This is a genomic window from Bradyrhizobium sp. Leaf396, from assembly GCF_001424605.1.
Classification (GTDB): domain Bacteria; phylum Pseudomonadota; class Alphaproteobacteria; order Rhizobiales; family Xanthobacteraceae; genus Bradyrhizobium; species Bradyrhizobium japonicum_C.
Genome location: NZ_LMQJ01000023.1, coordinates 46,060 through 62,998, shown reverse-complemented (window position 1 = coordinate 62,998; position 16,939 = coordinate 46,060). Strand labels below are relative to the sequence as shown.

Sequence of the window (16,939 nt, the reverse complement as noted above, 5' to 3'; positions counted from 1 at the left end):
AATTATGCTTGCTTCGTGCCTCGTTCCACCAGCCCTTCCGGAGCGATGCTCTCAGCCAGGAGGACTCCATGCCCGCTCTGACAGAATGGAGAGTGCCGCCGGCGAACCAGCCGCGCGCGAGCGACTATGGTTTCGATCTCGACCGCGCGCTCGCATCCGTCGTCGGCCTGCACGCCATCATCCCGCCGGACGCCTTCAGCGCCGAAACGCTGGGCACCGAGCGCGCCGGCAACGGCGTCGTGATCGACGACGGGCTGGTGCTCACGATCGGTTATCTCATCACTGAGGCAGAGTCGGTCTGGCTGCACCGCGCCGACGGACGCGTGGTGGAAGGCCATGTGCTCGGCTTCGATTCCGAGACCGGTTTCGGGCTGGTGCAGGCGCTCGGCCGGCTCGACGTCGACCCCTTGCCGCTCGGCAACTCGGCCGAAACCCGGATCGGCGACCGCGTCGTGGTCGGCGGCGCCGGCGGCCGCACACGCTCGGTCGCCAGCCAGATCGTGGCCAAGCAGGAATTCGCCGGTTATTGGGAATATCTGCTGGATGAAGCCATCTTCACCTATCCCGCGCATCCGAACTGGGGCGGCACCGCGTTGCTCAACGAGCGCGGCGAGTTGATCGGCATCGGCTCCCTCCAGCTGGAGCGCGAACGCGACGGCAAGGCCGAGCACGTGAACATGATCGTGCCGATCGATCTGTTGAAGCCCATCCTGGAGGACTTGCGCAAATTCGGCCGCGTCAACAAGCCGGCGCGGCCCTGGCTCGGGCTCTTCTCGACCGAGATCGACAACCGCGTGGTGGTGATCGGGATCTCCGCCAACGGCCCGGCCGCCCGCGCCGAGCTCAAGACCGGCGATGTCATCCTCGCCGTGGACGGCGAGAAAGTCACGAGCCAGAGCGCCTTCTACAGGAAGATGTGGGCGCTCGGCCCCGCCGGCGTCGACGTGCCGCTGACCGTTCACCACGAGGGCGTCACCTTCGACGTCGCGGTGACCTCGACCGACCGCTTCAAGCTCCTGAAGGCGCCGAAGCTGCACTGATCACGAGGCTTGAGGAAGCGGGCGATGACCGAGGCCGTGGTGGACGACATCGTGGCCGTGCTGCCGCCGCTGCTCAATGCGCTGGAAGCGCTCGGCTTCCTCCAGCGGCATTTGCACCCGCCGGCTTTCGCCTCCGTGATGAACGCAATCGGCACACCGGACGAGGCGCTGCGAGCGGCCCGTGCGGCGATCGGCGACTGGCCGGAGCAATTCGCCGGCATCCGCGAGCGGCTCGACGCCGCCTGCAACGAGACGCTCGCCGCCTTTGCCGGAATTCGCGAGGTCGAGCGTGGCAATGGCGATCTCGTCGCCGTCTTTCGCGCGCTTCGCCATGTCCCGCGCGCGCAGGAGGCGCTCTATCCGCTGGCGGTGCAGTTTCCGCCGGTGAGCAGCTTCTTTCTGAACGACGCCAATCGGGAGAACCATGATGTGCTGTCGCGCCTGGAAGTCGGCGCGGGCGAGCACACCGGCATCTTCCACGATCACAATGAGCCCGGCAGCCGCGGCGGCTTCTCGGTCTATGTCCCCGAATATTACGTGCCCGATCGCGCCATGCCGCTGGTGATGGCGCTGCATGGCGGCAGCGGCAACGGGCGCGGCTTTCTGTGGAGCTGGCTGCGCGACGCGCGCAGCCTTGGCGCGATCCTCGTGGCGCCGACAGCGACCGGCCCGACCTGGGCGCTGATGGGCGACGACACCGACACGCCGAACCTCATGCGCGTCCTCGAGACGGTACGTGGACGCTGGAGCATCGATCCCACGCGCATGCTGCTCACCGGCATGAGCGATGGCGGCACTTTCTGTTACGTGAGCGGGCTCGAAAGCGCTTCGCCCTTCACTCACCTCGCGCCGGTTGCGGCGACCTTCCATCCGCTGCTGGCGGAGATGGCGGACGCAACGCGCCTGCAAGGCCTGCCGGTCTTCATCACTCACGGCAAGCTCGACTGGATGTTTCCGGTGCAGACCGCACGCCAGACGCAGGCGACGCTCTCCGCCGCGGGCGCGGATGTCACCTATCGCGAGATCGGTGATCTCAGCCACACCTATCCGCGCGAGATCAACGCGGAGCTGATGGCCTGGCTGAATAGGACGTGAACGATCCGTCCTTACCTGCGCCGTACTGCCGCGGAACCATCACTCCGGGCCGACGTTGTTGCCGGTCACCGGAGGTTCGCCATGCAGACTTTTTTCGGAATGATTTTGGGCGCGCTGCTGCTTGCGGGCGGCGTCTACGTCTATGACTCCATGCAGACGTCGTCGGTCGCCAACGGCGAGGTGGCGACCACCAATCGCACCATCGTGAACTGGGATGTTGCGAAGGCCGACTTTGACGCGCTGCGTGACCGCGCGCACAAGGACTGGGTCCGGATCTCGTCGAAATAATACCGACCGATCACCTGAAGAAGGCGCCGTCGCGAGTTCCGCGGCGGCGTCTTTTTTGCACACCCGGACGCCTTGCGCGTCAGTTCATCTTGGCCTTGCGCGCGTCGGCGATGACCTGCTCGAACTGGGCCATGGTGAGCACACCGGGCACGCGATACTTGCCGACGATGAACGACGGGGTGCCGCGGAAGCCGAAGGCTTCGGCCTGCTCGTTGTTGCGCTTGAGGATGGCGTCGATGTCCTTGGCGTGACCGGCAAGATCCCGCTTCAACCGGTCCATGTCGACACCGGCAGCCGCCAGCAGCTCGTTGATGCGCGCCTCGGTCAGGCGCGAGCTGACGCCCATCATGGCGTCGTGGGCCTGATGGTACTTGTCCTGGAATTTCGCCGCGAGCGCGGTCCGCGCGGCCGTGACCGAGACCGGCCCGAGGATCGGCCAATCCTTCATCACGAGCCGCACCTTGCCATCGTCCTGGACGACCTGACGCAGTTCGGGCTCGAGCTTGCGGCAATAGGGACAATTGTAATCGGACCATTCGACAATGGTGACGTTTCCGTTGGGATTGCCGGCGACGGGCGTGTCCGGATCGCGCAACACCTTGGCTTCGGTCAGCACCTCATCGTCGCTCGCGGCGCGCGCCAACGTGATGCCGCCCGCCGCCAAGCTGCCTGCTCCGATCAGCGTCAAGGCGGCGCGCCGCGTCGGCATGAGGCGCTCTTTCCCAGATCCAGCCATATCTCGTCCCGCGTCGGTTCCCCTGTCGCAAGTACGATTGGGGACCAGGAATTGTTACCGGTCATATAGAATGCCGCGGACGCGATTGCCACGCGAATCGGACCCGGCTCAACTAAGCTGCCGGGCGAGGCATGATCGCCATCAGGGTCCCGGTCATGGCCGCAATCAGCTTGGTTTTGCCGTCATGCTGGGCAAAGGCCTTGGCTTCGCAGAAGGTCAGCGTGCGGCCGGGCTTGATGACTTCGGCCCTGAAGACGAAGCGCTCGCCCCGGGCCGGCGCGAGCAGCGTCGTCTTGAACTCGACGGTGAGGATGTCGGCCTCGCGCGGCATCAAGGTAAAGGCGGCGACGCCGCAGGCATTGTCCAGGCCTGCGGTGATGATGCCGGCATGGACAAAGCCGTTCTGCTGGGTGAAGGCGGTTGCATAGGGCATCGCCAGTTCGACCCGACCCGGCGACAGATCCACGATCGACAGGCCCAGCGTGCGCATCGCCGGTTGGGCGGCAAACATCGCCGTCGCGGCGGTGAGGCACTCAGGGTTTTTCGGCTCGAACGCGGCCATCTCCTCCATCGCAATCCCTCCAGCTTTTCGTTGATACGGTAGCGTATCAACGCCTTGTCGCGCTAGCAATACGGCACCGTATCAAGATCGGCGAGGCTTCCTCATGAGGGACGGCAAGGGTGATGTCTGGGTCGAGGCCGGATTTGCCGAGCTCGCCCGTTCAGGAGTTGAAGGCGTGCGGGTCGAGGTGCTCGCCAAGAACCTCGGCGTCACCAAGGGCGGCTTCTACCGACGCTTCGCCGACCGCGCCGCGCTGCTCAACGCCATGCTGGAGGTCTGGCGCGAGGGGCGCGTCGCCGCAATCGCGCAGCAGACAAGTCTCGACGGGCAAGCGCCCCGCGAGCGGCTAAGCGCGATCATCCAGCTTTACTCCGAGCGGCTCAATCCGGAAGGGATGGCAATCGAGCTTGCGATCCGGCAATGGGCTCGCTCGGACGAGAACGCTGCGGCCGCGGTGGCGAGCGTGGACGCAGCTCGGCTCAAGCACGTGGCCGAGCTCTATTGCGCAACCGGCCTTGCAGCCGAGCAGGCCGAGGCGCAGGCCTTCCTGTTCTACTGCTTCATCTTCGGCCAGAGCCTATTGTTCGTCGAGCACGGTCCGCGCAGGCGGTCGCAGCTGGTGGCGAGATCGGCCGAGAAGCTGCTCGACTGAGCACGATCTGGAAAACCGTGCAGCAAAAATCAAACGAAATGGCCGGAGCGTGGCTCCGGCCATCATGTGTCAGATAGGAGCTCAGGCCGCGCCCTTCAGCTTCTTGGTGCATTCGCTGTAATAGCCGCCGCCCTTCTGGATCCACTTCAAGCCGCCATTGCCGTTGTTGGCCTTGTTGGCATTGTACTGGTCGACGCAGGTGTGCAGACGCGCCTTGCCGGGGGTCTCCTTGGCATATTTCGGATCGACCGCGTTCGGATAGATCGCAGGGCCAGCCGGCAGCGTCGGCGCGGCGGCAGGCTCCCCATCCTTCTTTGCCTGCTTCGGCTCCGCAGGAGCAGCCGGAGTAGCCGCGGCAGACGTTGCGTCTGCCCCGCACTGGGCCTTGCGGAAATCATTCCACTTCATGGTCCCGAGCGAGCCGTCCTTCTTGGCGGCCTGGTATTTCGCGCTGCACTCCTGCGCGGTCAGCGCCTGCGCTGGCGCGCCGGCCAGCAATGTCGCGACACCCGACGCTGCAATCGCGCACAACAATTTCGTCTGAATGGTCATACCTGGGTCTCCTGCTTGATCTTCCCCGACGGAAGTAAAACGAACATTTCTATCCTAGCGTGTCGTCCGCTTTCGACAAGGATGCGATGAGCTGCGTCGGCAAAATATAGTGACTCCCGCTACTCAACCATTCATGCCGCGTTCAGCAACCCAAGCCGACGTTCCCCGCCCCTCGCATTCTCGCGAAAAGAGTGCACCACATGATCTTTTCCTTTCGCCTCGCCGTCATCGCTCTCGCCTCCTTGCTGATCACCGGCGCCGCGTCTGCGCAGACGGCCGCGCCCGCTGCCAAAACCGATGCCGCTGTCACCACCGAGAAGAAGACGGCGATGGAGCGCTCGGCCGAGTCGCTCGAATGCTCCAAGCAGGCGGACACCAAGGGACTGAAGGGCAAGGAGCGCAAGAAATTCCGCCGCGAGTGCAAGAAGGAGGCGAAGGCCCGCACTGTCGCTCCAGCCGCTCCTGCGGCAGACAAGAAGTAAGACCGGATCCTTCGCGAGCACCTGTGAGAGGCTCGCGCATTGCGGCATGACGAGCCTGCAATTGTGCGCCTCCCGCCGATAGGCGATAAGGTGGCGTGAAGCAAATCACCGCCTCGCTGACGTTCGGATGGCCGAGCCGTGCCGTGATCCTGAGCACGCTGGAGACGCTCGTCATCGGCACCGCCGGCGGCCTGGTGTTTCTCGCCGCCAACCTTCCGGGCGGCCTGATCTCGGGTTCGATGATCGCGGTCGGGATGGCTGCAATCGCCGGCCGCCAGCTGACGCTGCCGCCGATCCTGACCCAGACCGTGCTGGTGCTGCTCGGCATCTCGCTGGGCTCGGTCGTCTCGCGCCATCTGCTGCAGCAGGTCGGCGCCTATCCCCTCACCATCGGGCTGCTTGCGCTCGCCACTTTCTGCTCGACGTTCGGCTCGAGCTATTACCTCCAGCGCATCCATGGCTGGGACCGCACCTCGGCTTTCCTGGCCGGCAGCCCCGGCGCGCTGTCGCAGATCACCATCCTGGCGGTCGAGCGCGGCGCCGACCTGCCGGGCATCGCGGTGGTGCAGACCATGCGCGTCATCATCCTGACCGCCGCGCTGCCGATGGTGCTGGCGATTGCGGACGTCGCGCCCTCTGCCTCACCATTGCTGACGACGACCATCGCGTCGCCGCTCGACCTGCTCGAACTGGCCGCCGCGTCGCTGGCCGCAGCGCTCGTCTTGCGGCTGATCAAATTTCCGGCGAGCTGGATGTTCGGCGCGATGATCGCCTCCAGCGTGCTGCATGGTGCCGGATGGGTCGAGGGCGGCCTGCCGGACTGGGTGCGCGGCGTGGCGCTGATCGGGATCGGCGCCCTGATCGGCAGCCGTTTCGCGCGAATGCGGGTCAAGACGCTCGCCGGCCACCTCGGCGCGGCACTGGGCTCGTTCGCCGTGGCCATCGTCGTCTCCGCCATCTTCGTCGGCATCGTGGCGTTGACCACGCAGGTGAAGCTCTCCGACGTCGTCGTCGCCTTCGCGCCTGGCGCGATGGATGCGATGCTGGCTTTGGCGCTGACGCTGCACATCGACCCGATTTTCGTCGGCGCCCATCACCTGTCGCGCTTCGTGTTCGTGACGATCGCAACGCCGGGCATCGTGCATCTGTTCGGACGCACGCAGGACGACGTGGACGATTGAGTCCTACCGCTTCGCCGTGCGCACAAATCCCCAGGCGGCGATCGCAGCCATCAGCAGCGAGATCAGCACGTTGTAGCCGGCGAGCGAGAGACCCAGGAAGCGCCACTGCACCTCGTCGCAGCGCACCACCTTCACGGTGTCGAGCTTCGAGAGCAGATCAGCCGCGCTGCCGAGATTGACGACGGGACCGGAGCAGTCGGTCGGCCCCTTCCAGAACCCCCATTCGACGCCGGAATGATAGGCGCCCAGCCCTGCATTGGCGAGCGTCGCCAGGGCCAAAATCGCGAGCCCCCCCAGCAGCAGCGGTCGCGGCGCGCCGCTCCTCGCCGCCAGCACCGTGAGCGCACCGAGCGGAATCGCGAGGTAATAGGCATAGCGCTGCTCCAGGCAGAGTGGGCAGGGCAGTATCTCCAAGACGAGCTGGAAGAACCAGGCACCTGCGAGCGCGGCTGCGGCGATCAGCGTGACAAGCAGCGAGGCGGTCAGCGCGGGACCGGCGCTGGCCGGCTTGAATGCAGGTATTGCGGCACTCTGGGTCGTCACGGCAGCCTCTCTCGCATCTCTCGCGCTCCCAGCCTCTAGCCCCGGTCCCCGCGGCTGTCGAGAACGTCCGGCATCACTTTGGCGCGGGTTGACCCCGCTTGGTCCATGGCTATAGTCCGCCCGCTTCGCGACGCTCCCTCATGGGCCGACCGAGGGCCCCTGTGGCGGAACTGGTAGACGCGCTCGACTCAAAATCGAGTTCCGCAAGGAGTGCTGGTTCGATTCCGGCCAGGGGCACCACGCTTCGCCCTTCGGATTTCGCGTGGCGCGGCCATGCCAAACCGACCGGCAAAGCATGTCCCTCCGGCGAAGCCTCTTGGCGCAGCCGGACTGTCTGCGCAAAACTCAAATAGCGAGACACGCCGTTACAGTCTCACGACGCATGCCGCCCAAGGCTTTGCTTCTCCTGACCAGAAGTCGCCCGCATGCGCACGGGATGGTCGGCATGAATGCTTCCCCTCGCGACTATTTTGCCGAGTAGGTCACTGCCTCGATCTTGTGACCATCCGGATCTCGGACAAACGCCCCATAATAGTTCGGGTCGTAATTCGGCCGCAGCCCGGGAGCGCCATCGTCGCTGCCACCGTGCTTCAATGCTGTTGCGTAAAAGCGATCGACCATCGAGCGGTTCTCGACGGCAAAGGCGATATGAGTGCCGTTGCCCACGGTCGCGGGTCGTCCATCGATCGGAACCTGCACGCTGAAGTGAAACGTGCCGCTCCCATAGCCCAGCCCACCCTGATCCTCCGCCATCGGCATGATGCCAACGATGGGCAATACGGCATCGTAGAAGCGCTTGGCGCGCTGAACATCGTTCGTCCCTACTGAGACATGGTGGATCATAAGGACCTCCGTTCGATGCTGCTTCGTAACAGTAGGTCTCCAGTCGTTGTTCCGTCAGGGCCTCCCTTCGCCTTGCCGCTTCCGGGCGATGCAGATCGCCCGGAACCTCGCCGCGGAAGTCGCTTTATCTGCGAAGGAAGCAATGCATGGATACACGCGTCAGACATTGCAGGGTTCAGGTCGGACCAGTGGACACCTTCTACCGGGAAGCCGGACCGGAACGCTCGCCGGTCGTTCTGCTGCCGCACGGCTATCCCTGTTCATCCCATGAATTCCGCAATCTGATGCCGCGGCTGGCGGATAAATTGCGGCTGATTGCTCCCGACTATCCCGGGTTCGGTTATAGCGGGACACCTGATGACCTCGATTACAGCTTCGACGGCTATGCGGCGTGGCTGGACCAGTTCGTGACGCAGCTGAAGCTCGAGCGATTCGTGATCTACCTTCATGATTTCGGCTCACCGATCGGGGCCAGGCTGGCGATCATGCGGCCTGAGAGGGTGGTGGCCCAGATCATCCAGAACGGTGACATACCTTACGAAGATGCGCTTGGTCCGAAATACGCGGACATCGAGAAATCCTGGTCGCTGCCCGATCAAGAGTTGCGTGCGGCGATGAGGGAGGCTGTTACCGAAGGAAACTTTCGCGACGAATTCCTGAATGATGTGCGTGCAGAATTGGCGGGACTCATCCCGCCGGATCTTTGGCAATTGCACTGGTCGTTGGTGACCGAACGGAGGAAAGACGCGATCTCAGACCTTCTGTTTGACCTCAAGGCGAACCGTCAATGGTTTCCCGAGCATCGCCGTTATCTCCAACAGCACAAGCCGCCCACATTGATCCTGTGGGGGCCGCAAGATCATTACATGCCCGAAGAGTCCGGCCGCGCCTATTTGCGCGACCTGCCTGATGCCGAATTGCATCTCCTGGACGGGGGGCATTGGCTGCTGGAAACCAACCTCGATGAAGTTGTCTCGTTGATGAGGTCGTTCCTCGAGCGGATTCAACCTGACTGGTAGCGACAGCTATCTGCCTTTGTCCCCAAAGCTGCCTGTCCGCTTCCAACCCACATCGGAGTGAATTTCCTCGTCCTTCTCCAAAGCCGCATGGCGAAGAGCGGGCTCTAACAGTGACGGCGAGTGCGCCCGGCGCCGGCACCGAGGCGAGCTCCCCCAGTCACCCCGGGGCGTTCGACTTCGCCAAGATCTTCCCTATATCGTGGGCAATGATCGGTGATGCAGCGGACAGCTTCGATGGCCAGGAGACGCACGACAGATACGGACGCCGACGACCTGCCGCGCTATTTCGTCTGGGTCCGCGGCCTCGAGGGCCCTGAGCCGCAGAAATGGATGGCGATGGATTTTGGCGTCGGCGACTGGAAGCGGCCCCTCGTGCTCGCCTATCTGGAGCTGCCGGCGGACGAACGACAGCTGTCATTGTCGATGCTTGCCCGGCGATATCCGCCGCCACGTGTCGATCTTCCCTAGCAGAATCGGCGGCGGCTCGACCACCCGTCGAGTCTCCCCGCAACATCAGCCCGGGACATGGCAGTCCCATGTCATCCCCGCCCCCATGATTATGGGTGTCACCGCATCCACGCTGCGGATAGACTTGCCTCGCGCCGCGGGGGACACGCGGGTCGCGGGACGATGATCATGACCGAACAGGGCGAGACGGGTGAGGCCATCACCATCCTCCTCGTCGAGGACGATGCGCCGACCTGCTGGCGGCTCCAGGATGCGCTGGTCAAGGCCGGTTACGAGGTGCGGAGCGCCGGCACGCTCGCGGAGGCGCGGCAGGCCTTGGGCGGCGGCGCACCGCGCGTGCTGCTGACCGACCTGCGGCTGCCCGACGGCCACGGCATCGAACTGATCCGCGAGATGAGGCAGCGCTTTCCCGACAGCGAGATCATGGTGATCTCCGCGCTGGGCGACGAGGAGAGCGTGATTTCCGCGATCACGGTCGGCGCCACCGGCTATCTGCTCAAGGATGCCTTTCCTACCGACATCGCCACTACCGTGCGCGACCTGGTCGCGGGACATTCGCCGATCTCGGCTTCGATCGCCCGGTTCATCGTGCGGAGAACACAGGGCGCCGCACAGAACTCGGCAGAGCAACCGCCCGGACCTGCGCTCAACACGGCGAGGCTGACCCCGCGCGAGATCGACATCCTGTGGGGCATCGCGAAGGGCTTCAGCTATGCCGAGATCGCGAGCCATCTCGGCCTGTCCAAGCAGACCGTGCCCGGCCACATCAAGAACATCTATCGCAAGCTCGAGGTGCACACGCGCAGCGAAGCGGTGTTCGAGGCGGTGCAGCAGGGCCTGATCAAGCTGTGAGCGAGCTCGCCGCCAAGGCACCCATGAAGGCACCGGCCAAGTCCGCACGGCGCCGGCTTTTGGCCTCGCGACTCGTGCCCTATCTGCTGTTCCAGGCGCTGATCGTGGTCGCCACCGTTATGGGCTTGCGCCTGCTGCAGCCGAGCGACCCCGAGGATTCTGCGCTCAGCGGATTCTCGCTGAGGGAGGACGGCTTGATCCGCCCCGTGACGCTGCCGCATTTCACATCCTCGCGCTATTCCGTGGCGGACCCGCCATTCTACGCCAGCACCTTTACCTACCGAAGCGCCGATGCGGCTGCGGGCTGGTCGGTGTACCTGCCGCGCTTCAGCAACGCGGTGGAGGTCGCCGTCAACGGCGTCGTCGTGCTCGACTCCCGGCGCGACGCCAACGCCAACCGGCCCGACCGCAACACGCCGCAGATCGCAGCGATCCCGGCTTCGCTGCTGCACGAAGGCGCAAACGAGATCACGGTGCGGCTGTTCGTGTGGGGACCGCTGAAGGGCTTTCTCGACACTGTCTATGTCGGCCCGGACGCCGCTTTGCGCCCGGCCTTCGAGACCCGCACGCTGCTGTTCGTCACGCTCCCGGTGGTATTCTCCGCCTGGCAGGCGATCCTGGCCGTCATCCTCGCGATCATGTGGCTGATGCGGCGCCACGAGCCGGTCTATGGCGTGCTGGCTGCAGCGATGGTGCTTGGCGTGGTGCAGGCGTTCGCGCCGCCGCCGGTGCCGCCCGTCACCGTCTCCCGGCTGGCCGCGGTGCTGCTGGCGTCGGCACCGATCGAGAGTGCGCTGATCGTCATGTTCGCCGTGCTGTTCTTCGGCTGGCGCTGGCCGCGCTACGGCACGCTGCTGTTCGTGCCCGGCATCCTGGTGTTCGCGGTCGGGCTGCTGGGGGGCCCGCCGCTGCCGCGCATTCTCTTCCTGGTGCTCGGGATTCCCACGGTCGGGCTCTGCCTGTTCCTGATGGCCTGCATCACGGCAACCGCGGTGGTGCGGCGGCAGGATGCTGCGAGCTTCACGATCGGCTGCGCCGTGACCATCGTGCTGGTCTGCTGGATCCAGGACATACTCACGGTGCTTGAGATCGCGACCAACGATCGCATCTTCGTCTCGCGTTTGTCCTATTCGGCGATGCTGGTCGCGATCGGCGCGGGGCTGACCTGGCGCTTTGCCCGCGCGTTGAACCAGGTCGACAGCTTTGCCGGCCAGCTCGTGACACGCGTGCGCGAAGCCGAGGAGCGGCTGAAGGCGAGCTTTGCCCGCGAGGAGGAGCGCGCCCGCGCTGCGGCGCTCGCCAACGAGCGCACCCGTCTGATGCGAGACCTGCACGACGGCCTCGGCGGCCAGCTGGTGAGCATCGTCGCGCTGTCCGAGCGCGGCAATGAGGGCGCGACCATCGCGGACGCCGCCCGCGCGGCACTGAAGGACCTGCGCCTCGTCATCGATTCCATGGACGACATTGGCGGCGACCTGATGCTCGCGCTCGGCTCCTGGCGCGAGCGCGCGACAGCCCAGTTGCGACCGCACGACATCGCGCTAGACTGGCGCGTGGCGACGCCGCAGGGCCTGCCGCTGCATCCCGAACTCAGGCCGTGGCATGTCATCCAGATCATCCGTATCCTCGACGAGGCTGTGACCAACGCGGTCAAGCACGCGCAGGCCCGCCACGTCGCGGTCACCATCGAGACACGTGACGGCAGCGACAGACCTTATGGCGTGATCAGCGTGGCGGACGACGGCCGCGGCTTCGCGCTGGCCGGCAATAGCACGGCCGCGGGCACCGGCCAGACCGCGCGCGGCCTGCGCAACATGAGAAGCCGCGCGGCGCGCTGCGGCGCAATGCTCGATCTGAGCTCGGATGCCTCAGGCACGCGCGTGCAACTGCAATTGCCGCAGCGCTTTCCCGACAGCGACATGGCTGCGGGCTGAAAAGCCCCCTCCCCGAACGTGTGGGGCGCACGGAGAGAGGGGACGGGCCGGGTGATTTGCCTGCGGAGGACAGGGGTGTTCGGCCGCAGGTCCCGTTGGCCCGAAACAATGCAATCAAATCGATCGAATGAAGATATCAGCGCCGGCCGACGCGATTGACCGGGCCGCCGCGATTCATCGGCGTACCTGCGCGCACGCCGACGCCGGGCGCACCGACGCCGGGGGTCGCGACCGCAGCCCGCGCAACCGGAGCTCCCGGCGCGACCACCACCGCCGCAGTCGGCCGCACCACGCAGCCCTTGGGCACCCCAACGGTCTTGCAATAAACCACCGCCTGCGCCGGGCTCGTGCCCAGCGAGACCATCGCCGCGCCCGCCAGGGCCATGATCGTCAGCCCGGCGCTCAGCGCTCCAGCTCTCTTCGACATTCAGCTCTCCTGCTCCCGTTCGGCGTCCCGGTGCAATCACCGGGTCTCGCAGCCGAGGTATAGCCTGAATGGCAAAAGACGGCGCGAGGATACATGCCATGAAGATGGGGGTGCCGCGGCCGGGAGGCCGAGCCGACGCCATGAACATGGCATGGACCCGCGCCGGAGCTTCGCGAGATGGTCCGGCCCGATTGATCCCGGTCGGGACCAACGACGATTCCAAAGAGGTGCTTCATGAAGATTTCGGTTCTTGCCGCGCTGCTGCTCACTGCCACCGCCCTGCCCGCTGCTGCGCAATCCGGTCCATCGGCCCAGGAGCAAATGGCCTGCCGCGGTGACGCCAGCAAATTCTGCGCCGAGCACATCGGCAAGCCGCCGCAGATGAACGCCTGCCTCCGCGAGAACAAGTCGAAGCTCTCGGATTCCTGCCGCAAGGTCGTTGAAGCGCGCGGAGGCTAGTCCTTCATCACACCGTTGGAGAAGGCGGCGAGGGCGGCGCCCCGCCGCCCTCGCGAGAGCAAGCCCAGGCCCGAGCTTCGGCCTGGGCTACGGGATGGGCCCCGCAGACTGCTTGTTGGATCGGCGGTGAGGGCCACCTCATGCTCCGCCGCTATTCCTGCACCATCTCGCCGCTGCCGCCGAATTCGGCTGGGAAATCCTTCAGCTTCGGCAGGCCGTCGTGCATCGGCAGCACGGTCTCGGAATAGTTGACGTGGACGCCGGGCGTGAATGCGAGCGTCGGGATGGTTGCGGCGAAGACGTCGACCAGACCGAGCGGCGGATGGTTGGTCATGAGATGGCCGCCGCACTTCCTGCAATATTTGCGTTGGCTGAGCGGCGTCTTGACGAAGGTCTCGACATTCTGAGCACCCTCGGTGATGCGCACCGCCTCCGGCTTCCAGAGGCTGAAGGCGTTGACCGGGCCGCCCGACCAGGAGCGGCAGGAACGGCAGTGGCAATAGCCCATCGCCTCCGGCGCGCCCGCGACTTCGACCGTGACCGCGCCGCAGAAGCAGTTTCCGACATGTTTCATCGGGCCGTCTCCGTCTCTCGAACGAAAGTTGTCGCGCGTCCTCCTTTCGGCGGACGCGCAGAACGAGGCGAGGCTATACTGACCGGCGCCACGGAATAAGCATGGAGACCCGCTGCCTGTACTGCCGGTACTCGTCACCGAAGAGAGCGACGAGATCATTCTCCTCCAGCGCGATGCCGACGAAAATGTAGAGCGTGGTCACGGCCGCGAACAGCAGATGCCCCGCGGTCATGGTCGGCGCCGCCCAGAACGCAACGATAAAGCCGAGATAGATCGGATGGCGGACGAACTTGTAGAGCAGCGGCGTCTTGAAACGCGGCGGTGCCGTCTCCTTGCCGACGAGTTGGTTGGTCACCTGATGCAAGCCGAACAGTTCAAAGTGGTTGATCATGAAGGTCGAGGTGAACACCAGCACCCAGCCGCCGAGGGACAGCGTGACCAGTGTCACGGCAAGATCCGGATCTTCGACGTTCCATACGACGGACGGCAGCGGGCGCCACTGCCAGAACAGGAGGAGCAGTGACAGGCTCGCGAACAGCACGTACGTGCTTCGCTCGACCGGCTTGGGGACGAACTGCGTCCACCAAGCCTTGAACTGCTGGCGCGCCATCAGGCTATGTTGAACCGCGAACAGCGACATCAGCAGCAGGTTGACGATGACCGCGCGAACGACAGGCGCTTCGGCTCCGCTGTCGATCGTCTTGGGCACCATCACCCCCATGACGAAGCCGATGGCGTAGAGAATGGTGACGAAAAACACGAGATAGGCCGCAATTCCGTACAGAAAGGCGAGGAACTTGAAAATGCGAGAGCCCGCAACATCCGGGCCGATGGAATGAACCTGGTGATCAATTTGGGTCATGAAACGCTCCGTTGTGCCGAGACATCGACACGATTTGGTCTTCGCACCATGCCCGATCGTCCGTCCCCAGACTTTCGCAGACGGTTTATTTTCGCCTGAGGCGACTTTGATTTTTGCTTGAGACGACTGAAACGTGCGATTTCACTTTGAAAACAACGTTCTTGACGGCGATCTGCGGGAGCTCACCCGCGATGGAGCAGCCGTGCCGCTGCAGCCGCAGGTGTTCGATCTGTTGCTCTACCTCGTCACGGAGCGCGACCGCGTCGTCAGCAAGGATGACCTAATCGGTCGGATCTGGAGCGACCGCATCGTCTCGGATTCAGCGCTGAACAGCCGGATCAACGCAGCGCGAAAGGCGCTGGGCGACGACGGCTCGACCCAGCGGCTGATCAAGACCATTGCGCGCAAGGGATTCCGGTTCGTCGGCGAGGTCCGGGAAGAAGCGGCGGCATCCTGTGCGCAGGCGGAAGCCGAGGGAACGCCCCCGCGCGTGGTCGACCGCCCGGCCGTCGCGGTACTCGCCTTCGAGAACCTGAGCGGCGATCCCGCGCAGGACTATTTCGGTGACGGGATCAGCGAGGACATCCTCACCGCGCTGTCGAAACAGCGCTGGTTCATGGTGATCGCCCGGAACTCGTCCTTCACCTACAAGGGGCGCGCGGTCGACATCAGGCAGATCGCCGAGGAACTCGGCGTCCGCTACGTCGTCGAAGGCAGCGTACGCAAGGCGGACAATCGGGTGCGCATCACAGCGCAACTCAACGACGCCGTATCGGGACGCCATCTCTGGGCCGAGCGCTACGACCGCGAGCTCGTCGATGTATTCGCCGTGCAGGACGAGATCACCAATGCGATCGCCGCGGCCATCGAGCCGCAGATCCACGCGGCGGAGAATGTTCGGAGCCGTCGCAAGCCGCCTTTGAGTTTGGACGCCTGGGACCTCTTGATGCGCGCGTTGTCGCATTACTGGCGCGTGACCCGGCAAGATCACGACGCCGCACGGGCACTGCTCGAGCGCGCGCTGACGATCGATCCGAACTATGGCCAGGCGCTGTCGCTGCTCGCCGTTAACGACATGTTCGGCGTGCATCTCGGCTGGGTTGAGCTGGCCGTGGTCGCCCCGGCCGCGGAAGCTGCCGCGCTCGCGGCGCTGCGCTGCGATCATGAGGATTCCTGGGCGCATGCCGCGCTCGGCAGCGTCTGCTTCTCGACCCGCAGGCTTGCGGATGCGCTGTCGGAGTTCGAGCAGGCGCTGGCGCTCAATCCGAACTTCTCGCTGGCGGAGGGCTACTACGCGCTGGCGCTGTGCTATGCTGGACGACCGAAGGATTCGTTCGAGGCCGCGCAACGGGCGATCCGGCTGTCGCCGCGCGATCCGTCCTTGGCGGTCTATCACGGCATCGCCGCCTATGCGCGTTTCACCGAACGTCGCTATGAGGAGGCCATCGCGCTGGCCCGCGAGGCGATCCGCCACCGCGGCGATCTCACCGGCGCCTACCGCGTGCTCGCTGTCTGCGCGGGAATGACGAGTGACGGAGCGCTTGCGGAGATGGCACTGGGCGAGCTCCGCCGTACTCAGCCCGGTATCTCGCTGCACTGGATCTCTACACAGCTGCCGTGGGCCAACGACGCGGATCGCGAGCACTATCTGGAGGGATTTCGCCGGGCCGGATTGCGGTGAGCGCCGCAGTGCTCTTACCTCCCCCGGAGGACCGGCGCTATGTACGCTTCCGGCGCAAATGGACAATAACGTCGAGCCGCGCGATCTCGTGGCCGGGAAGCGCCTCGGGCAGCTTGGTGAAGGCGAGGCCGTCGGCAACGTCGACCAGCACATCCTCGCCTTCGAGATAGAAGTGCGGATGGACGGACGTGTCGGTGTCGAAGAACGACTTGAGACCGTCGGCCGCGATGCGGCGGAGCAGGCCGGCTTCGGTAAACTGGTTCAGCGTGTTATAGACAGTGGCGAGCGACAGGTACGTATTCGCCGCCATCGCCTCCTCGTAGAGACTCTCGGCCGTGACGTGGCGATGGCCGCCCAGGAACAGCAACTGGCCGAGCGCCAGGCGCTGGCGCGTCGGGCGCAGACCGGCATTGCCCAGCAATTGCAGGCAGTGTTGCAGGCCCGCCTTTGCCGTCACATCGAGGCCAGCGATATCAGGTCCGTGATCGTCATCGGCTGGGATAGTCGTGGCCTGAATGTCCATCGATCGTCTCGCGGCTCAAGGAAGGGCGCGCGCAGCAGCGCGCACCAGTTGCCACTCGATCGCAAAAGCAGTGGCTGGGCTTTGATCCGGATCAAATCGGGAGGGGAGCCGTCTCTGACCTAGCGCAAGGCGATCCGTCCCATTCCCGGCCAGAAGGGTCCGATAT

Annotated in this window: 21 protein-coding genes and 1 tRNA gene; 13 read left to right on the top strand and 9 right to left on the bottom strand. The window is 65.0% G+C overall.

Translation table 11 applies throughout. The features are described 5' to 3' along the window. The first annotated feature begins 68 nt into the window (after positions 1–68). From ASG57_RS20475 to ASG57_RS20465, 3 genes are all read left to right on the top strand, one after another. A complete protein-coding gene (locus ASG57_RS20475) occupies positions 69–1,040 on the top strand; it encodes a S1C family serine protease (RefSeq protein WP_057197468.1) in 972 nt (323 codons plus the stop codon). A 24-nt stretch (positions 1,041–1,064) separates the two neighbouring features. After that, on the top strand, positions 1,065–2,135 hold the full coding sequence (locus ASG57_RS20470) for a carboxylesterase family protein (protein ID WP_057197239.1): 1,071 nt from the start codon (positions 1,065–1,067) through the stop codon (positions 2,133–2,135). Between the two features lie 81 nt (positions 2,136–2,216). Continuing rightward, positions 2,217–2,423: a hypothetical protein gene (locus tag ASG57_RS20465; RefSeq protein ID WP_024337255.1), complete on the top strand. Its 207-nt coding sequence runs from the start codon at positions 2,217–2,219 to the stop codon at positions 2,421–2,423. A 79-nt stretch (positions 2,424–2,502) separates the two neighbouring features. On the opposite strand, the gene ASG57_RS20460 is transcribed toward ASG57_RS20465, so the two are convergent. Both ASG57_RS20460 and ASG57_RS20455 read right to left on the bottom strand, forming a co-directional pair. Beyond that, the gene (locus ASG57_RS20460) at positions 2,503–3,159 is read right to left on the bottom strand and encodes a DsbA family protein (RefSeq protein ID WP_024337254.1); all 657 of its coding nucleotides are present in this window, start codon (positions 3,157–3,159) and stop codon (positions 2,503–2,505) included. A gap of 112 nt (positions 3,160–3,271) precedes the next feature. Continuing rightward, positions 3,272–3,721: a PaaI family thioesterase gene (locus ASG57_RS20455; RefSeq protein ID WP_057197466.1), complete on the bottom strand. Its 450-nt coding sequence runs from the start codon at positions 3,719–3,721 to the stop codon at positions 3,272–3,274. Between the two features lie 103 nt (positions 3,722–3,824). Between ASG57_RS20455 and ASG57_RS20450 the strand changes: the two genes are divergently transcribed. Continuing rightward, entirely contained in the window at positions 3,825–4,373 is a 549-nt protein-coding gene (locus tag ASG57_RS20450) for a TetR/AcrR family transcriptional regulator (RefSeq protein ID WP_057197237.1), read from the top strand. An 81-nt stretch (positions 4,374–4,454) separates the two neighbouring features. Here the strand turns inward: ASG57_RS20450 and ASG57_RS20445 are convergent, their stop codons facing one another. After that, positions 4,455–4,925: a hypothetical protein gene (locus ASG57_RS20445; RefSeq protein WP_024337251.1), complete on the bottom strand. Its 471-nt coding sequence runs from the start codon at positions 4,923–4,925 to the stop codon at positions 4,455–4,457. A 200-nt stretch (positions 4,926–5,125) separates the two neighbouring features. Between ASG57_RS20445 and ASG57_RS20440 the strand changes: the two genes are divergently transcribed. Beyond that, positions 5,126–5,407, top strand: coding sequence for a PsiF family protein (locus ASG57_RS20440; protein ID WP_024337250.1), 282 nt, complete (start codon positions 5,126–5,128; stop codon positions 5,405–5,407). A gap of 95 nt (positions 5,408–5,502) precedes the next feature. Next, positions 5,503–6,588, top strand: a complete 1,086-nt coding sequence (locus ASG57_RS20435) for an AbrB family transcriptional regulator (RefSeq protein ID WP_024337249.1) — start codon at positions 5,503–5,505, stop codon at positions 6,586–6,588. Positions 6,589–6,591: 3 nt separating this feature from the next. Here ASG57_RS20435 and ASG57_RS20430 read toward each other — a convergent pair whose 3' ends face one another. After that, entirely contained in the window at positions 6,592–7,131 is a 540-nt protein-coding gene (locus ASG57_RS20430; protein WP_057197236.1) for a disulfide bond formation protein B, read from the bottom strand. 155 nt (positions 7,132–7,286) lie between these two features. Here ASG57_RS20430 and ASG57_RS20425 point away from each other — a divergent pair. Next, positions 7,287–7,371, top strand: a tRNA-Leu gene (locus ASG57_RS20425). Positions 7,372–7,596: 225 nt separating this feature from the next. Here the strand turns inward: ASG57_RS20425 and ASG57_RS20420 are convergent. Continuing rightward, positions 7,597–7,974 (bottom strand): VOC family protein, encoded by a 378-nt coding sequence (locus ASG57_RS20420; protein ID WP_024337233.1) that lies wholly within the window; start codon positions 7,972–7,974, stop codon positions 7,597–7,599. 146 nt (positions 7,975–8,120) lie between these two features. Here ASG57_RS20420 and ASG57_RS20415 point away from each other — a divergent pair, with 146 nt between their 5' ends. The 4 genes from ASG57_RS20415 to ASG57_RS20400 all read left to right on the top strand — a co-directional run bounded on the left by ASG57_RS20415 (position 8,121) and on the right by ASG57_RS20400 (position 12,247). Next, entirely contained in the window at positions 8,121–8,993 is an 873-nt protein-coding gene (locus ASG57_RS20415) for an alpha/beta fold hydrolase (RefSeq protein WP_057197234.1), read from the top strand. A gap of 234 nt (positions 8,994–9,227) precedes the next feature. Beyond that, positions 9,228–9,461 carry a hypothetical protein gene (locus ASG57_RS20410; protein WP_057197464.1) on the top strand — a complete coding sequence of 78 codons (234 nt, stop codon included), beginning with the start codon at positions 9,228–9,230 and terminating at the stop codon, positions 9,459–9,461. A 168-nt stretch (positions 9,462–9,629) separates the two neighbouring features. Further along, complete coding sequence (locus ASG57_RS20405; protein ID WP_024337230.1) at positions 9,630–10,313, top strand: response regulator; 684 nt, start codon at positions 9,630–9,632, stop codon at positions 10,311–10,313. Then, positions 10,310–12,247: a sensor histidine kinase gene (locus tag ASG57_RS20400; RefSeq protein WP_024337229.1), complete on the top strand. Its 1,938-nt coding sequence runs from the start codon at positions 10,310–10,312 to the stop codon at positions 12,245–12,247. Before ASG57_RS20405 ends, ASG57_RS20400 begins: the two co-directional genes overlap by 4 nt. Positions 12,248–12,383: 136 nt before the next feature. Here ASG57_RS20400 and ASG57_RS20395 read toward each other — a convergent pair whose 3' ends face one another. Beyond that, a complete protein-coding gene (locus ASG57_RS20395) occupies positions 12,384–12,674 on the bottom strand; it encodes a hypothetical protein (protein WP_024337228.1) in 291 nt (96 codons plus the stop codon). A gap of 234 nt (positions 12,675–12,908) precedes the next feature. Between ASG57_RS20395 and ASG57_RS20390 the strand changes: the two genes are divergently transcribed. Beyond that, entirely contained in the window at positions 12,909–13,133 is a 225-nt protein-coding gene (locus tag ASG57_RS20390; protein ID WP_024337227.1) for a hypothetical protein, read from the top strand. A 151-nt stretch (positions 13,134–13,284) separates the two neighbouring features. On the opposite strand, the gene ASG57_RS20385 is transcribed toward ASG57_RS20390, so the two are convergent. Then, complete coding sequence (locus tag ASG57_RS20385; protein ID WP_024337226.1) at positions 13,285–13,707, bottom strand: GFA family protein; 423 nt, start codon at positions 13,705–13,707, stop codon at positions 13,285–13,287. A gap of 73 nt (positions 13,708–13,780) precedes the next feature. After that, on the bottom strand, positions 13,781–14,569 hold the full coding sequence (mddA, locus tag ASG57_RS20380) for a methanethiol S-methyltransferase (protein WP_024337225.1): 789 nt from the start codon (positions 14,567–14,569) through the stop codon (positions 13,781–13,783). Between the two features lie 133 nt (positions 14,570–14,702). On the opposite strand from mddA, the gene ASG57_RS20375 reads away from it, so the two are divergent. Continuing rightward, positions 14,703–16,250, top strand: coding sequence for a winged helix-turn-helix domain-containing tetratricopeptide repeat protein (locus ASG57_RS20375; protein WP_057197233.1), 1,548 nt, complete (start codon positions 14,703–14,705; stop codon positions 16,248–16,250). A gap of 37 nt (positions 16,251–16,287) precedes the next feature. Here the strand turns inward: ASG57_RS20375 and irr are convergent, their stop codons facing one another. Next, positions 16,288–16,773 (bottom strand): Fur family transcriptional regulator Irr, encoded by a 486-nt coding sequence (gene irr / locus ASG57_RS20370; protein ID WP_024337223.1) that lies wholly within the window; start codon positions 16,771–16,773, stop codon positions 16,288–16,290. Between the last annotated feature and the right edge of the window lie 166 nt (positions 16,774–16,939).

Bases quoted from the DNA above. Each gene is read 5' to 3' on its own strand.
- ASG57_RS20475 (WP_057197468.1), top strand. From the start codon at position 69: ATGCCCGCTCTGACAGAATGGAGAGTGCCGCCGGCGAACCAGCCGCGC.
- ASG57_RS20470 (WP_057197239.1), top strand. From the start codon at position 1,065: ATGACCGAGGCCGTGGTGGACGACATCGTGGCCGTGCTGCCGCCGCTG.
- ASG57_RS20465 (WP_024337255.1), top strand. From the start codon at position 2,217: ATGCAGACTTTTTTCGGAATGATTTTGGGCGCGCTGCTGCTTGCGGGC.
- ASG57_RS20460 (WP_024337254.1), bottom strand. From the start codon at position 3,159: ATGGCTGGATCTGGGAAAGAGCGCCTCATGCCGACGCGGCGCGCCGCC.
- ASG57_RS20455 (WP_057197466.1), bottom strand. From the start codon at position 3,721: ATGGCCGCGTTCGAGCCGAAAAACCCTGAGTGCCTCACCGCCGCGACG.
- ASG57_RS20450 (WP_057197237.1), top strand. From the start codon at position 3,825: ATGAGGGACGGCAAGGGTGATGTCTGGGTCGAGGCCGGATTTGCCGAG.
- ASG57_RS20445 (WP_024337251.1), bottom strand. From the start codon at position 4,925: ATGACCATTCAGACGAAATTGTTGTGCGCGATTGCAGCGTCGGGTGTC.
- ASG57_RS20440 (WP_024337250.1), top strand. From the start codon at position 5,126: ATGATCTTTTCCTTTCGCCTCGCCGTCATCGCTCTCGCCTCCTTGCTG.
- ASG57_RS20420 (WP_024337233.1), bottom strand. From the start codon at position 7,974: ATGATCCACCATGTCTCAGTAGGGACGAACGATGTTCAGCGCGCCAAG.
- ASG57_RS20415 (WP_057197234.1), top strand. From the start codon at position 8,121: ATGGATACACGCGTCAGACATTGCAGGGTTCAGGTCGGACCAGTGGAC.
- ASG57_RS20410 (WP_057197464.1), top strand. From the start codon at position 9,228: ATGGCCAGGAGACGCACGACAGATACGGACGCCGACGACCTGCCGCGC.
- ASG57_RS20405 (WP_024337230.1), top strand. From the start codon at position 9,630: ATGACCGAACAGGGCGAGACGGGTGAGGCCATCACCATCCTCCTCGTC.
- ASG57_RS20395 (WP_024337228.1), bottom strand. From the start codon at position 12,674: ATGTCGAAGAGAGCTGGAGCGCTGAGCGCCGGGCTGACGATCATGGCC.
- ASG57_RS20390 (WP_024337227.1), top strand. From the start codon at position 12,909: ATGAAGATTTCGGTTCTTGCCGCGCTGCTGCTCACTGCCACCGCCCTG.
- ASG57_RS20385 (WP_024337226.1), bottom strand. From the start codon at position 13,707: ATGAAACATGTCGGAAACTGCTTCTGCGGCGCGGTCACGGTCGAAGTC.
- mddA (WP_024337225.1), bottom strand. From the start codon at position 14,569: ATGACCCAAATTGATCACCAGGTTCATTCCATCGGCCCGGATGTTGCG.
- irr (WP_024337223.1), bottom strand. From the start codon at position 16,773: ATGGACATTCAGGCCACGACTATCCCAGCCGATGACGATCACGGACCT.